This is a genomic window from Actinomadura verrucosospora, from assembly GCF_039540335.1.
In the GTDB taxonomy this organism is placed as follows: Bacteria; Actinomycetota; Actinomycetes; order Streptosporangiales; family Streptosporangiaceae; genus Spirillospora; species Spirillospora verrucosospora.
The window spans coordinates 1-14,084 of record NZ_BAABEV010000083.1; the positions used below are offsets into that span (position 1 = coordinate 1).

12 protein-coding genes are annotated in these 14,084 nt (G+C 75.0%); 3 read left to right on the plus strand and 9 right to left on the minus strand.

Features of this window, described 5'->3' with window-relative positions:
* Both ABD944_RS41480 and ABD944_RS41485 read right to left on the minus strand, forming a co-directional pair.
* Nucleotides 1-804: AAA family ATPase (locus tag ABD944_RS41480; protein WP_345187587.1), on the minus strand; the 804-nt coding region annotated here is incomplete at its 3' end.
* Complete coding sequence (locus tag ABD944_RS41485; RefSeq protein WP_345187589.1) at nt 801-1,928, minus strand: exonuclease SbcCD subunit D; 1,128 nt, start codon at nt 1,926-1,928, stop codon at nt 801-803. The genes ABD944_RS41485 and ABD944_RS41480, both read right to left, overlap by 4 nt.
* 116 nt (nt 1,929-2,044) lie before the next feature.
* Between ABD944_RS41485 and ABD944_RS41490 the strand changes: the two genes are divergently transcribed.
* The 3 genes from ABD944_RS41490 (at nt 2,045) to ABD944_RS41500 (ending at nt 4,760) form a co-directional block, all read left to right on the plus strand.
* Nucleotides 2,045-2,731 carry a RibD family protein gene (locus ABD944_RS41490; protein WP_345187592.1) on the plus strand — a complete coding sequence of 229 codons (687 nt, stop codon included), beginning with the start codon at nt 2,045-2,047 and terminating at the stop codon, nt 2,729-2,731.
* Nucleotides 2,724-3,152 (plus strand): cytidine/deoxycytidylate deaminase family protein, encoded by a 429-nt coding sequence (locus ABD944_RS41495; protein WP_345187594.1) that lies wholly within the window; start codon nt 2,724-2,726, stop codon nt 3,150-3,152. The genes ABD944_RS41490 and ABD944_RS41495 overlap by 8 nt, the downstream gene beginning before the upstream one ends.
* Before the next feature lie 165 nt (nt 3,153-3,317).
* Nucleotides 3,318-4,760 (plus strand): aldehyde dehydrogenase, encoded by a 1,443-nt coding sequence (locus ABD944_RS41500; RefSeq protein ID WP_345187596.1) that lies wholly within the window; start codon nt 3,318-3,320, stop codon nt 4,758-4,760.
* Nucleotides 4,761-4,806: 46 nt separating this feature from the next.
* Here ABD944_RS41500 and ABD944_RS41505 read toward each other — a convergent pair whose 3' ends face one another.
* The 7 genes from ABD944_RS41505 to ABD944_RS41535 form a co-directional block, all read right to left on the minus strand.
* Nucleotides 4,807-5,724 (minus strand): AMP-binding protein, encoded by a 918-nt coding sequence (locus ABD944_RS41505; RefSeq protein ID WP_345187598.1) that lies wholly within the window; start codon nt 5,722-5,724, stop codon nt 4,807-4,809.
* Nucleotides 5,721-7,199 carry a class I adenylate-forming enzyme family protein gene (locus ABD944_RS41510; RefSeq protein ID WP_345187601.1) on the minus strand — a complete coding sequence of 493 codons (1,479 nt, stop codon included), beginning with the start codon at nt 7,197-7,199 and terminating at the stop codon, nt 5,721-5,723. The genes ABD944_RS41505 and ABD944_RS41510 overlap by 4 nt, the downstream gene beginning before the upstream one ends.
* Nucleotides 7,200-7,307: 108 nt before the next feature.
* The gene (locus ABD944_RS41515) at nt 7,308-9,767 is read right to left on the minus strand and encodes an ATP-binding protein (RefSeq protein ID WP_345187603.1); all 2,460 of its coding nucleotides are present in this window, start codon (nt 9,765-9,767) and stop codon (nt 7,308-7,310) included.
* Nucleotides 9,768-9,910: 143 nt separating this feature from the next.
* Entirely contained in the window at nt 9,911-10,753 is an 843-nt protein-coding gene (locus tag ABD944_RS41520; RefSeq protein ID WP_345187607.1) for an ATP-binding cassette domain-containing protein, read from the minus strand.
* Nucleotides 10,750-11,802, minus strand: coding sequence for an ABC transporter permease (locus ABD944_RS41525; protein WP_345187609.1), 1,053 nt, complete (start codon nt 11,800-11,802; stop codon nt 10,750-10,752). The genes ABD944_RS41520 and ABD944_RS41525 overlap by 4 nt, the downstream gene beginning before the upstream one ends.
* On the minus strand, nt 11,799-12,788 hold the full coding sequence (locus tag ABD944_RS41530; RefSeq protein ID WP_345187611.1) for a sugar ABC transporter substrate-binding protein: 990 nt from the start codon (nt 12,786-12,788) through the stop codon (nt 11,799-11,801). The genes ABD944_RS41525 and ABD944_RS41530 overlap by 4 nt, the downstream gene beginning before the upstream one ends.
* A gap of 45 nt (nt 12,789-12,833) precedes the next feature.
* A partial coding sequence (locus ABD944_RS41535) for a thiamine pyrophosphate-dependent enzyme (protein WP_345187615.1) occupies nt 12,834-14,084 on the minus strand: 1,251 nt, incomplete at its 5' end.

Sequence of the window (14,084 nt, forward strand, 5' to 3'; positions counted from 1 at the left end):
GGCGCGGACGTCCTCCTGGCCGCCCGCCAGCTTGGCGGCCCACGCGGTCAGCGCCTCCACCTCGGCGAACGGCTCGACGGCGGGTTCTCCGCGGCGCGGTGGCGGGACGGCCGGGCGCGGCTCGCGCGGCGGCGCGGCGCCCGTCGTTTCGCAGATCCGATCGGAGATCGAGACGGCCCGCGCGCCGAGCTCGGCGGCCTCCCGGCCGGTGGCGGCGCGGCGCTCGGCGAGCCACTTCTCGACCTGCGCGAACACCTCGGCGGCGAACAGCCGCTCCAGCACCTTGCGGCGCTCGTCGGCGCCGGCGCGCAGGAACCCGGCGAACTCCCCCTGCGGCAGCATCGCCACCTGGCAGAACTGGACGGCGGTCATGCCGAGCATCCGCGTCACGAGGTCGCCCGCCTCGTCCAGGCGGGTGGTGAGGCCCACCCAGCCGCCGTGCTCGAACTCCTCGACGACGACCTTGGCGTGCTCGGTCGTCGTCCCGGACCCGCGCAGCTTCGGCCGCTCCCAGGCGGGCGAGCGCGAGACGCGCAGCCGGCGGCCCCGGATGGTCGTCTCCAGCACCACGCGCGGCCCGGCGCCGGGGGGCGCGTGGTCGCTGCGCAGGCCCTTCACCGCGTTGCGGACGCCGGGCACCTGCCCGTAGAGCGCGAAGCAGACCGCGTCGAGGACGCTCGTCTTGCCCGCGCCCGTCCGGCCCTGGATGAGGAACAGGCCGGCGTCGGACAGCGCGTCGAAGTCGATGACCTCCGTGCCCGAGAAGGGCCCGAAAGCCGCGATCTCCAGGCGGTGCAGCCTCACGCCGTGGCCTCCTTCTGGCGGCAGGCCTCGAAGGCCTCGTGGAGCAGGGCGCGTTCGGCCTCGGTCGCGGGCCCGTCGGTGACCTCGGCGACGAAGTCGCCCGCGATGTCGAGGGCGGAGCGCTCGCGGACGCGCTCGGACCAGGTGCGGCCGCCGTCCGCGCCGCCGCCCTGCGGGTCGAAGCCGAGCACGAGCGTGTGCGGGAAGCGGCGGCGCAGCCGCTCCATCGCCGCGGACGGGCGGCGCGCGTCGGTGAGCGTGACCTGGAGCCAGCGGTCCTCGACCTCGTCGTAGGACGGGTCGGACAGCAGGTCGTCGATGCGGCCGCGGACCCGGGCCAGGCGCCGCGGGACGGGGGCCTCCACGAACTCCGCAGCGACGCCGCCGGGGCGCAGGTCGATCAGCCACGAGCCCTTGACGTGCCGCTCCTCGGAGAAGGAGTACGCCAGCGGCGAGCCCGAGTAGCGGACGCGGTCGCCGATGCTCCAGGCGCCGTGCAGGTGGCCGAGCGCCGCGTAGTCGACGCCGTCGAACACCGACGCCGACACCTGCGAGGAGCCGCCGACCGAGATGTCGCGCTCGCTCTCGCTGGACTCGCCGCCGGTGACGAACGCGTGCGCGAGCACGACCGACAGCCGGTCGTGGCGCGCGGCGTCGTCGCGGACGCGGCGCATGGCCTCGGTGAGCGCGGCGGCGTGGCTGCGCTCCTCCAGCTCCCACGGGTGGCGGACGAGCTCGGGCTCCAGGTAGGGGACGCCGTAGATCGCGGCGTCGCCCACGACGACGGGCTCCCCCACGGTCGCGAAGTCGGTGCGGACGTGCACGCCGGCGGCGTCCATCAGCGCCGACCCGAACCCGAGGCGGCGCGCGGAGTCGTGGTTGCCCGCGATGAGCACGACCCGGGTGAGGGCGGCGAGCCGCTCCAGGGCCTCGTTGCACAGCCGGACGGCGTCCACCGCGGGCAGGGCGCGGTCGTAGACGTCCCCGGAGACCAGCACGCACTCGACCCGCTCCGCCGCGACGGTCTCGACCAGGTGGTCGACGAACGCCGCCTGCGCGGCCAGCAGGTCCTCGCGGTGGAACGATCTGCCGAGATGCCAGTCGGAGGTGTGCAGGATTCGCATGTCGCAGCAACCATAGGCACCCCCTCCGACACATCCGGCGCAGAAACGCCGAGTCGCCTCAAACGATCTGCGCCGGCGATGCGATCAAGGACGCGGCGCTCCCGTAGGGTGGCGGCGTGAGCGAGCGTCCCTACGTGCTGCTGAGCTGCGCGATGTCCGCCGACGGCTACATCGACGACGCGACTCCCGAGCGGCTCCGGCTGTCCAGCACGGCGGACTGGGACCGGGTCGACGCGGTGCGCGCCGGCTGCGACGCGATCCTCGTCGGCGCGGGCACCGTCCGGGCCGACGACCCGAGGCTGCTCGTGCGGTCGGCGGCGCGGCGGGAGCAGCGGGTCGCGCGCGGGCTGCCGCCCGACCTCACCAAGGTGACGCTGACCTGGAGCGGCGACCTGGACCCCGGCGCGCGGTTCTTCACCACGGGCGAGTCCCCGAAGCTCGTGTACGCCCCGACCGGCACGGCGGCCGGGCTGGCGGACCGGCTGGCCGGCCGCGCCGACGTCGTGGACGCCGGCGACCCGCTCGCGCTGGACGCGGTGCTCGGCGACCTCGCCGCCCGGGGCGTCCGGCGGCTGATGGTCGAGGGCGGCGGCGGGATCCACACGCTGTTCCTCACCGCCGACGCGGTGGACGAGCTGCAGCTCGTGGTCGCGCCGTTCTTCGTCGGCGACCCGTCGGCGCCGCGCTTCGTGCGGTCCGGGGTGTTCCCGCAGTCGCCCGCGCGCCCCATGCGGCTGCAGGAGGCCACCCGCATCGGCGACCTCGCCCTGCTGCGCTACCTGGTCGGGGGCGCGCGTGGATGACTTCGGCTGGCTGGCCCTGGCCTGCGACCTCGCGGCCCTGTGCCCGCCCTCGCGCACCGCGTTCTCGGTGGGCGCGGTCGTCGTCGGGGCGGACGGGCGGGAGGTCGCGCGCGGCTTCTCCCGCGAGCACGACCCGCACGACCACGCCGAGGAGGCCGCGCTCGCCAGGGCCGGCGGCGATGTGCCGGGCGCGACGGTCTACAGCTCCCTCGAACCGTGCGGGCACCGCGCGTCGCGCCCCCGCACCTGCGCGGAGCTGATCGTCGCCTCGGGCGCCCGCCGCGTCGTGTTCGCCTGGCGCGAGCCGGCCCTGTTCGCCGCGGGGACGGGCGCGGAGATCCTCGCGGCCGCGGGCGTCGAGGCGGTCGAGCTGCCCGGGCTCGCCGAGCGCGCCCGCCGCCCGAACGCCCACCTGCTCTAGGAGGGGCCGAACCAGACGTCGGCGATCTCGGCCACGGCCCCGGTTCTACCAAATGAGACTCCAGTCTCATTCCTCTTGCCAACGCCCCGGGACGTCATGCGATGCTGTGGCCAAGCAAGCATTCGGTTACCCGCGTCGGCCCTCGGGCAGGGGAGGCACAGCAGCATGCGCGAGCACGATCGGCTGTTCATCGGAGGCGAGTGGGCCGCACCGGCCGGGACCGGCGTGATCGACGTCGTGTCCCCGCACACCGAGGAGGTCATCGGGCGGGTCCCCGAGGGCACCGAGGGCGACATCGACGCCGCCGTCGCGGCGGCCCGGCGCGCCTTCGACGAGGGCCCCTGGCCGCGGATGACCCCCGCCGAGCGCGCGGAGATCGTCGGCCGGCTCTCGGCGATCTACGCCGAGCGGCAGCAGGAGATGGCCGACCTCGTGACCGCCGAGATGGGGTCGCCCATCATGTTCTCGGTGTTCGGGCAGGCGGCCATCCCGCAGATGGTGCTGCAGTACTACGTCGACCTCGCCGCCTCCTACACCTGGGAGGAGGAGCGGCAGGGCATGCTCGGGCCGGTCACGGTCACCCAGGAGCCGGTCGGCGTCGTCGCGGCGGTCGTCCCGTGGAACGTCCCGCAGTTCACGCTGATGCTCAAGCTCGCGCCCGCGCTCATCGCCGGCTGCACGGTCGTGGCCAAGCCCTCCCCCGAGACCCCCCTCGACTCCTACCTGCTCGCCGAGTGGATCCGCGAGGCGGGCGTCCCCGAGGGCGTCGTCAACTTCGTCCCGGCCGGGCGCGAGGTCGGCGCCTACCTCGTCGCCCACCCCGACGTCGACAAGGTGTCCTTCACCGGGTCCACCGCCGCCGGACGCAAGATCGGCGCGGTCTGCGGCGAGCAGCTCAAGCGGGTCACCCTCGAACTCGGCGGCAAGTCCGCCGCGATCATCCTGGACGACGCGGACCTGGCCTCCACCGTCGAGGGCTTCAAGCTGGCCTCGCTGATGAACAACGGCGAGGCGTGCGCCGCGCAGACCCGCATCCTGGCGTCCCGCCGCCGCTACGACGAGGTCGCCGACGCGCTCGCGACCATGGTGAGCGGCCTCAACGTGGGCGACCCGGCCGACTACGGCTGCGAGATCGGCCCGCTGGTCGCCAAGCGGCAGCAGGAGCGCGTGGAGAACTACATCCGGATCGGCCAGGACGAGGGCGCCAAGCTGATCACCGGCGGCCTGAACCGCCCGCACGACCGCGGCTGGTACGTCGCGCCCACCGTGTTCGGCGACGTCGGCAACGACATGCGCATCGCCCGCGAGGAGATCTTCGGCCCGGTGCTGGTCCTCATCCCCTACGAGGACGAGGCCGACGCCGTCAGGATCGCCAACGACAGCGACTACGGGCTCGGCGGCTCGGTCTGGACCTCCGACGTCGACCACGGCGTCGAGGTCGCCCGCCGCATCCGCACCGGGAGCTGCGGCGTCAACATGTACACCCTCGACCCGAACACCCCGTTCGGCGGCTACAAGAACAGCGGCCTCGGCCGCGAGCTCGGCCCCGAGGGCCTGCACGCCTACCTGGAGCACAAGTCCATCCCCCACCCCGCCCCCGCGGGCTGACATCCGGGCGTTCCCGCGCGTCTCCGGGACGCGCGGGAACGGCCCGTCAGGCCAGCGGGACGACCCGCCAGCCGTGCCGGGCGCGGCAGGCGCGGACCGCCTCGGCGGACGGCGCGCCCGTCACCAGGAGGCGGACCCCCGCGACGGCGACGCGGCCGTGGTCGAAGGCGATGGCGCGGAGCTTGGCCGGGGTGACGACGGCGGCCGTGGCCCGCTGGCCGAGGATCGCTTCGAGCAGGTCCGCCGCGTCGCGGCCGGGGACGCCCACGAGGGTGGCGCCCCGCATGAGGCACAGGTCCACCAGCCCCATCCGTGTGCGAGCGGAGACGTCCTGGCCGCACAGGACGAGCACGTCGCCGTCCGAGACGCCCAGCGTCCCGGAGAGGCGGTCGAGGTCGGCGAGGCGGTCGGCGTGGGTGAAGTCCCGCGGCGGGGACGGGACGCGCAGGGCGGTGTCCCGGAGCGAGCCGGGCGGCCCGCCGCCCGGGGCGGCGCCGGGCTCCAGGAGGCGGCGGAACGGCGTGGCGCCGGGGACGTCTCCGAAGGCGAAGACCTGCCTGACGTACGACCGCTCCACGGCCGCCATCGACAGGTCCGCGGTGTCCTCGCCTGTCAGCAGGAACCGGGCGCCGGCCTCGTTCATCAGCGCCGCGAGCCCGTCGGGGCCGCAACCGGCCGGGAGCAGGACCGGCACGGCCCCGGCAGCGGCGACCGCGTGGACGGCGACGGCCAGTTCACGCACCCCGGAGACGTGCACCGCGCCGGGGTCGCCCTTCCGGACCCCGTGCCGGCGCAGGCCCTCCGCGGCGGCCGGGACGGCCCGCGCGAAGTCCCCGCGCGCGAGCCCGCCCGCCGGGTCGACGAGGGCGGGGCGCTCCCCGCGCCGGGAGGCGGCGGCTCTCTCCGCCGCCTCACCGGCCGCCTCCAGGACCACGTCGGTGATCGTGGCGGGTGCGCACGTCACGGGGCCAGGCCGGCGCGCTCCAGGAGCTCCCGGCGCCTGACCCGGCCTCCGGCCGTGCGGGGGATCTCGTCGACGACGTGCACCGCCGACACCGCCCGGGTCGCCGGCACGCGCCCGTTGACATAGGCGAGCAGGTCGGCCTCGGGCACCGGTTCGGACAGCACGGCGAACGCGTGGGGCGCGAGCCCGAGGTCGTCGTCGGGGGCGGGCGCCACGACGGCGTCCCCCACGGACGGATGGGCGGCCAGCACCGCCTCCGGGTCGCCGGGCGGTTCGCGGCGCTCCCCGGCGAGCGGCCCGAGGATGAACGCCCGCCCGTGCTCGTCGGCGAACGCCGAGTCCCCGGTGGGCAGCCACCGCCCGGGTCCCGCGGCGTCCCGCCCCACCGGGAGCCGCACGCACATCTCGCCGGGCTGGTAGGACGGCTGCACCGCCCCGGTGCGCGGATCCACGACCCGCCACGCCACGCCCGGCAGGCCCCGCCCGACCGAGTCGAGCGTCCCCTCCTCGGCGGCGCGCAGGTTGAGGTGGGTGAACCCGCCGGCCTCGGCCGGCCCGTACGCCTGCCGCACCGGGCAGCCCAGCCGGGTCGCGGCGGCGCGGGCCCCCTCCGAGGCGAGCGGCCGGCCCGCGACCACGACGGCGCGCAGCGCCCGTAGGTCGTAGTGGCAGACGGCGCGCTCGTGAGCGAGGGCCTCCACCAGCTCCGGCGGCAGCACCGCGACGGTCACCCGGTGGTCCCGCAGCGCGCGGAGCAGGTCGTGGCGTCCCGCCCCGGAGTACGCGACGGCGGTGGCGCCGAGCCGCAGCACCGGGTTGAGCACCCCGTTCAGCCCGAGGACGGTGCCGAACGGCAGCGCGCTCAGCACCGTGTCCGCGCCGCCGAACATGGCCGACTCGGCGACCCTCATCAGGGCCGCGACGACCTCCGCGTGCGTCAGGCGCACCGTCCGGGCAGGGCCGCCTTCGCCCTCAGGCGTACAGGCCAGCAGCGCGACGTCGCCCCCGGCGCGGTCGGCCACCGTGTGCGGGGCCGCGCCCGCGGGGGCCGGGGCGGCGAGCAGATCGGCGAGCCGCAGCCGGGCCGTCTCGCCGGTGCGGCCGGTTCCGGCGTCGTCATCGCCGCCGGGAGCGTCGGTGATGACGGAGCGTGCGCCGGCCTCTTCGAGCAGGCGGGACGCGTCCGGGCCGGTGACGGGGAAGGGGACGGCGCCGGCCGCGATCACCGCGTGCAGGGCGACGGCGAGGTCCAGGGGCTCGCGCAGGCGCAGGCCGACCACGTCCCCCGGCATGGTTCCGTCGCGTGCGAGAGCGGAGGCCGCGGTCCCGACCAGGGTGGAGAGTTCCGCGTGGGACAGGGCGCGTCCGGACGACGCGTCCAGCACCGCGGTCCTCCCGGGGTGGGGTGCGGCGCCGAACACCGCGTGGGTCACCGTGACCGCCGGGTAGGCGGGGTCCACGCTTCTGGGGAGCATGGCGCCGACGCTAGGCGGGCGCGCCGGCCCGCGCATGCGCCGAAGTGCGCAACCACCGTCGTATTCGACCGACGCCCGGGAGCGCACGCGATGTGTACACACCCCCGGTCAGGAATCCTCCGCGGGGATGTTGTCCACGGCCCAGGCGGCGATCTGGGCGCGGGAGGAGAAGCCGAGCTTGGTCAGGATGTTGGTGATGTGGCGGGCGACGGTGGCGGGGCTGATGACGAGCTCGTCCGCGACTCCGCGGTTGCTGAGACCGCGGCGGACCAGGCGGGCGATCTCCCGTTCGCGGGCCGTGAGGCTGCTCGGCGGCGTGACCGGTCCGGCGGCGCCCGGCGCGGCGAGGCCCTGCGCCGGCGGCCGAGGCGGCGGGACCGTCCCGGGACCGCGGAGCGCGTAGGCGATCGCGTCGTCGGCGGTCATCGCGCGGCCCTCCCCCCAGTACTGGGCGAGGAGGGGTTCGCCGATCCCGCGGCGGATCGGTTCGAGGACGCGTTCGCGGCGCGCGCCCGTGCCGGGCTCGCGGCCGGTCGCCTCGCGCAGCGCGGACGCCGCGCCGGCGAGCGTCACCGCGCCCCGCTCGTCGCCCTCGCACGCGACCACCTCGGCGAACGCGTCCAGGGCGCGGGCCATGTCCAGCCGGATCCCGCACGAGCGGCTCAGCGCGAGGCTCTCGGCGAGCGACGCGCGGGCCGAGGGCAGGTCTCCCCGGGCCAGCGCGACGCGGCCGAGACCGGCCAGGGCCCGCGCCAGCTCCGGCCGCGCGCCGATCTCGGCGAGGACCGGCAGGACCGCGGCGTAGTGGCCGCGGGCCGAGGCCGGGTCGCCGCGCAGCTCGGCGAGCCTGCCGAGGCCGATCATGGCGTGGGAGGCGCCCCACAGATGGCCGATGTCCCGCATGACGGACGCGGCCGCGCCGAGCCGCTCGCGGGCCTCGCGCAGCCGCGACTCCCGGATCAGCAGGTAGCCGCGGGCCGCGCACGCGTAGGCGCGGGTCCACTCCCGTCCGGGGTCGCGGACGAGGGCGTCGGCCTCGTCCAGGCGGCGGGCGGCGGCGGCGAAGCGGCCGGCGCGGGCGAGGCACTCGGCGCCGGTGATCAGCGCGGTCGCGGTCATGACGTCGTCCCCGGCCTCCCGGCAGGGCCCGAGCGCCTCGTCGGCGCGCCGGGCGGCCTGGGCGAAGTCGCGGCCCCCCATGGCGAGCTGGGCGCGGCCGGCGAGCGCCGGGCCGAGGACGCGGGGGCCGACGCCGCGGGCGGCGGACAGGAAGCGGTCGGTCCGGTCGGCCCATTCGGCGACGCGGCCGCGCGCGATCCAGAACGTCCGCAGCGCCGTGCACAGCCGCAGCCCCTCGGCGATGTCGCCGTGGTCGAGCGACCAGGTCAGCGCGGCCCGGACGTTGCCGAGCTCGGTGTCGTACCGGTGGAACAGCGCCACCCGGTCCGTCCAGGGCGCGGGCTCGACGCCGAGCGCGATCGCGCCGTCGCGTTCGGCGTCGGCGAGGACGGCGTCGCGGTGCCGCCCGCGGAACTCCTCCTCCTCGCCGGCGTCCGCGAGCCGCTCCGCCGCGTACTCGCGGATGCTGTCGAGCAGCCGGAACCGGACCTTCCCGCCGGTCTCCCCGGTCACGGTCGCGAGGGACTTGTCGACGAGGGCGGTGAGCGCGTCCAGGACGTCGTCGGCGGGCAGGGCGCCGCCGGACGGCGCGGGATCGGCGCAGACGTGCTCGGCCTGCTCCAGCGTCCAGCCCGCGAAGACCGACAGGCGCCGCAGGAGGACGCGCTCCGGCCCGTCCAGCAGGTCGTGGCTCCAGTCGATCGCGGCGCGCAGGGTCCGCTGCCGGGCGGGGGCGGTGCGGTCACCGGCGCTGAGCAGCCGGAACCGGTCGGCGAGGCGGCGCGCGATCTGCTCGGCCGACAGCACCCGGACCCGGGCGGCGGCGAGCTCCAGCGCCAGCGGCATCCCGTCGAGGGCCCGGGTGACCTCGTGGACGGCCTCCGACACGGCGAACCCGGGCCGCGCCGCGTTGGCGCGCTCCAGGAACAGCCGGACCGCCTCGTCCGGCTCCAGGGGCGGCACCCGCCACACGTTCTCCCCCGCCATCCGCAGCGGCTCCCGGCTGGTGGCGAGGATCCGCAGCCGCGGGCAGCGGGCCAGCAGCAGGCCCGTGAGCTTCGCGCACTCCTCGACGACGTGCTCGCAGTTGTCGAGGACGAGCAGGACAGGCGGCGCGTGCAGCGCGTCGGCGAGCGTCTCGGTGAGCGGACGGCCGTCCTCCTCGGCCACGTCGAGGGCCGCGGCGACGCGCCGCGCGACGGGCTCGGTCGTCCCGTCCGGGCGGACGTCGGCCAGTTCCACGAACCAGACGCCCCCGTCGTGCGCGCCGGCCGCCGGGGACGCGTCGAGGACCGCGTGCGCGACGTGCAGCGCGAGCCGCGTCTTGCCGATCCCGCCCGCCCCGCACAGGGTGACGGCCCGCATGCCCTCCAGCAGCCTGCCGAGGTCGGCGGCGTCGCGTTCGCGGCCGACGAAGGCGTTGGGCTCGGCGGGGAGATTGGTCTTCACGGCTCTGTGAGTGTGGCATCGCGCTGCGTGATCCGCCACGGTTTCGCGGTCTCGGTCTGGAGAGCGCGCGCCCGCGCCGGACCGGCGCCGCCCGAGCCCCGGGCGAGGACCGCCCCGGGCCGCCGGAGCGGCCCGGGGGGCCGTCAGTCGCCGGTCAGGCCCAGGCTCTCGGCCTCCTTCGCCATCCGCGCGGCGGCGGCGGACGAGCCCGCCGCGTCGAGTTCGTGGGCGAGCTCCTCCAGCTCGCCCCCGCCCGCCATGAGGCCGGTGAGCTCCTCGCGGGTGATCTCCTCCTTGGTGTGGTACCCGATGCCGCGCCCGCGGTTGAGGATCAGGAAGCGGTCGCCGACCGGGTAGGCGTGGTGCGGGTTGTGGGTGATGAAGACGACCGCGAGGCCCCGCTCCCGCGCCTGGACGATGTAGCGCAGCACCACCCCGGCCTGCTTGACGCCGAGGGCGGCGGTGGGCTCGTCCAGGACGAGCGCCTCGGCCCCGAAGTGCACGGCGCGGGCGATGGCCACGCACTGCCGCTCGCCGCCCGACAGGGTCCCGATGGGCTGGTCGACGTCGCGCAGGTCGATGCCCATCGCGGCCATCTCCCGCTGGGTGGTCTCGCGCATCGACCTGACGTCCATCGCTCCGAAGCGGCCCCGCTTCTCCGAGCCGAGGAAGAAGTTGCGCCAGACCGGCATGAGCGGGACGACCGCGAGGTCCTGGTAGACGGTCGCGATGCCGCGGTCGAGCGCGTCGCGGGGCGATCCGAAGCTCACCTCCTCGCCCCGCACCTCGTAGGCGCCGGTGTCGTGGCGGTGCAGCCCGGCGACGATCTTGATGAGCGTGGACTTGCCGGCCCCGTTGTCGCCGAGGACGCAGGTGACCTCGCCCGCGGAGGCCTCCAGGTCCACGTCGCGCAGCGCGATGACGTTGCCGTAGTTCTTGCCGACGCCGCTGAGCCTGATGAGCGGCGCCCCCTTCGCGTCCGTCATGGCGTCCGCTCCACTCTGCGCCGCACCACCAGGTTGACCACGGTGGCGACCAGCAGCATCGCGCCGAGGAAGAACCGGAACCAGTCGGGGTTCCACTCGGCGTACACGATGCCCTTGTTCGTCATGCCGAAGATGAACGCCCCGATCGCCGCGCCGACCGCCGACCCGTAGCCGCCGGTGAGCAGGCACCCGCCGATGACCGCGCAGATGATGTAGAGGAACTCGTTGCCGACGCCCTCCCCGGACTGGACGGTCGCGAACGCGAACACCAGGTGCATCCCGGAGAACCACGCGCAGAACGCCACGCCCACGAACAGGCCGATCTTCACCCGGTCGACGGGGACGCCGACCGCGCGGGCGCTGCCGGCGGCCCCGCCCACCGCGAAGATCCAGTTGCCGAGGCGGGTGCGCAGCAGGAGCCAGGTGGCGATCGCCGTGAACGCCAGCCACCAGAACACGGTCACCTTGACGTTGACGCCGAGCACGTCCACGTCGGAGGCGAAGACCGCGCGGGCGGAGGCGAAGCCGTCCATGTCGCGGACGGAGTCGCTCGCGACGTTGCCGGTGAGCGCCTTCGTCACGCCGAGGTTCAGGCCCGCGAGCATGAAGAACGTGGCGAGCGTGATGATGAAGCTCGGCAGCCGCGTCCGGACGTACAGGACGCCGTTCACCATGCCGAGCGCCAGCGTCAGCACCAGCGAGATCACCACGCCCGCCCACACGTTCAGCGTGAACTGGTAGGCGGTCAGCGCGGCGATCAGTGCCGAGGACGTCACCATCACCCCGGCGGACAGGTCGAACTCGCCGCCGATCATCAGCAGCGACACCCCGACCGCCATGATCCCGAACGTCGAGGCCGCGTACAGGACGGTGGAGAACGAGCCGGCGCGCAGGAAGGCGTCCGCGACGATCGAGAAGAACGCGAACAGCGCCACCGCGCCGAGCAGCGCGCCGAGCTCCGGGCGGCCCAGCAGCCGCCGCACGGGCGACCGCCGGGCCAGGCGCTCGTCGGGGCGGGCCGCCGGCGGCCCGGCCACCGCCTGGGTCATCGCGTCCCCCGGTTCGCGAACGCCTCCAGCTGCGCCGCGTTCTGCTTGGTCACGATCGCGGGCCCGGTCAGCACGGGCCGTCCGCCGCCGAGCACGTTGCCGTTGTTCTTCAGCAGCCACAGCTCGTCGACGGCCCCGTAGCCCTGCAGGTAGGGCTGCTGGTCGACGGCGAACTCGATCGCGCCGGAGTTGATCGAGGCGATGAGGTCCTTGTTCAGGTCGAACGTGCCGACCTTGGCCTTGCTCCCGGTCTCCTTGACCGCGTCGACGGCGGTCGCGGCGAACGGGGCGCCGAGGGTGAGGATCCCGTCGATGCTCTTGTCGGCCTGGAGCTTGGCCGTGATGGAGGACTTCACCTCCGGCATGTTGGTGCCCTGGACGAACAGGTTCTGCAGGTCTCCGCCGAACGTCTTCTTCGCGCCGGCGCAGCGGTCCTCCAGGCCGACGTTGCCCTGCTCGTGGACGACGCACAGCGCCTTCTTGGCGCCGAGCTTCCCCAGCTCCGTGCCGGCCGCCTCACCGGCGATCGACTCGTCCTGCCCGAAGTGCGCGACCGCGCCGAGCTTCGCCGACTCCTCGGCGCCGGAGTTGATCGACACGACCGGCACCTTCGCGGCGGCGGCGCGGGCCAGCACGTCCTTCATCGCGTCCGGCTTGGCGAGGGTGACGATGATGCCGTCGACCTTCTTGTCGAGCGCGGCCTGGACGAGCTGGGCCTGCTTGCCGCCGTCCGGGTCGGCGGAGTAGAGGAACTCGACGTTGTCCTTGGCGGCGGCGGCCTTCGCCCCCTTCTGGACGATGTCCCAGAAGGTGTCGCCCGCGCCGGAGTGCGTGACCATCGCGATCTTCAACCGGGGGCCGGCGCCCTCCGGGGTCTCCTCGGACTTCTTGCCGCCCGAGCTGCTGCAGGCGCTCAGCGCCAGCAGCCCCGCGGCGGCCAGCACCGCCAGGCCCCTGGACGTCCCACGCGCGAAAACGCCTCTCATCGGCTGTTCTCCGTTTCTCCCCGAATGGTCGGTCTGAGGAGTTGATCACAGATGATGACGGCGCGTACGCCTATCCCTTTCATATCGGGCGCGGGCCTCCCGGGTGGAGTCCAGCGCCGACACCTCCGCGACCGGGACGTCCCACCATGCCCCACTGTCGGGGGTGTCCGCCAAGGGGTCCGTCTCAATGTGGACGACCGTCGTCCTCGGGGACTTGCGCGCCTGCTGGAGCGCGTCCCGCAGGTCGGTGGTCGTGGCCGCGAGGATGACGTCGGCGCCGAGGCTGGCGGCGTTGGCGGCGAGGTCGACGGGGATGGGGTCGCCGTCCAGGCCGGTGGGGGTGCGCAGGCGGTGGCGGGTGCCGAAGCGCTGGGCGCCGACGCTCTCGGACAGGTTGCCGATGGAGGCGTAGCCGTGGTTCTGGACCAGGACCACGACCAGTTTGATCCCCTCGGCGACGGCGGTGGTGAGCTCCTGGGCCATCATCAGGTAGGAGCCGTCACCGACCAGGACGAACACCTCCCGGTCGGGCGCGGCCATCTTCACCCCCAGACCCCCGGCGATCTCGTAGCCCATGCAGGAGTAGCCGTACTCGACGTGGTAGCCCTTGGGGTCGCGCGCCCGCCACAGCTTGTGCAGGTCGCCGGGCATCGACCCGGCCGCGCACACCACCACGTCCCGCGGCCCGGCGGCCTCGTTGACCGCGCCGATCACCTCGGCCTGGGTGGGCGGCTCCCCGTTCCGGGGCGCGAAGGCCCGGTCGGCGGCGGCGTTCCAGTCGGCCGTCAGGGCCTGGGCGCGGTCCCTGTGCGCCTGCGGGACGGCGTAGCCGGTCAGGGCGGCGTGCAGGGCCCGGATCGCTTCGCGGGCGTCGGCCACGACCGACACTCCCCCGAGCTTGACCGCATCAGCGCGAGCGACGTTGATGTTGACGAACCTCACCGAGGGGTGGGCGAACAGGCTGTGCGAAGCGGTCGTGAAATCGCTGTACCGCGTCCCGATCCCCACCACCACATCGGCCTCACGCGCCAAAGCATTGGCCGCGGTGGTCCCCGTCGCGCCCACCGCACCCACCGAACACCGGTGATCCCACGCCAGCGACCCCTTGCCCGCCTGCGTCTCGGCCACCGGAATCCCGGTCGCCTCGGCCAGCACCCCCAACTCCTCGGCCGCACCGGAATAGATCACCCCGCCGCCCGCCACGACCAACGGACGCTCCGCCCCCCGCAGCAGCCCCACCGCCTCCCGCAACGCCGCCGGCTCGGGCACCGCACGCGCGACCCGCCACACCCGCCG

Coding starts and splice junctions, on each gene's coding strand:
- ABD944_RS41485 (WP_345187589.1), bottom strand. CDS start 1,928: ATGCGAATCCTGCACACCTCCGACTGGCATCTCGGCAGATCGTTCCAC.
- ABD944_RS41500 (WP_345187596.1), top strand. CDS start 3,318: ATGCGCGAGCACGATCGGCTGTTCATCGGAGGCGAGTGGGCCGCACCG.
- ABD944_RS41510 (WP_345187601.1), bottom strand. CDS start 7,199: ATGCTCCCCAGAAGCGTGGACCCCGCCTACCCGGCGGTCACGGTGACC.
- ABD944_RS41520 (WP_345187607.1), bottom strand. CDS start 10,753: ATGACGGACGCGAAGGGGGCGCCGCTCATCAGGCTCAGCGGCGTCGGC.
- ABD944_RS41525 (WP_345187609.1), bottom strand. CDS start 11,802: ATGACCCAGGCGGTGGCCGGGCCGCCGGCGGCCCGCCCCGACGAGCGC.
- ABD944_RS41530 (WP_345187611.1), bottom strand. CDS start 12,788: ATGAGAGGCGTTTTCGCGCGTGGGACGTCCAGGGGCCTGGCGGTGCTG.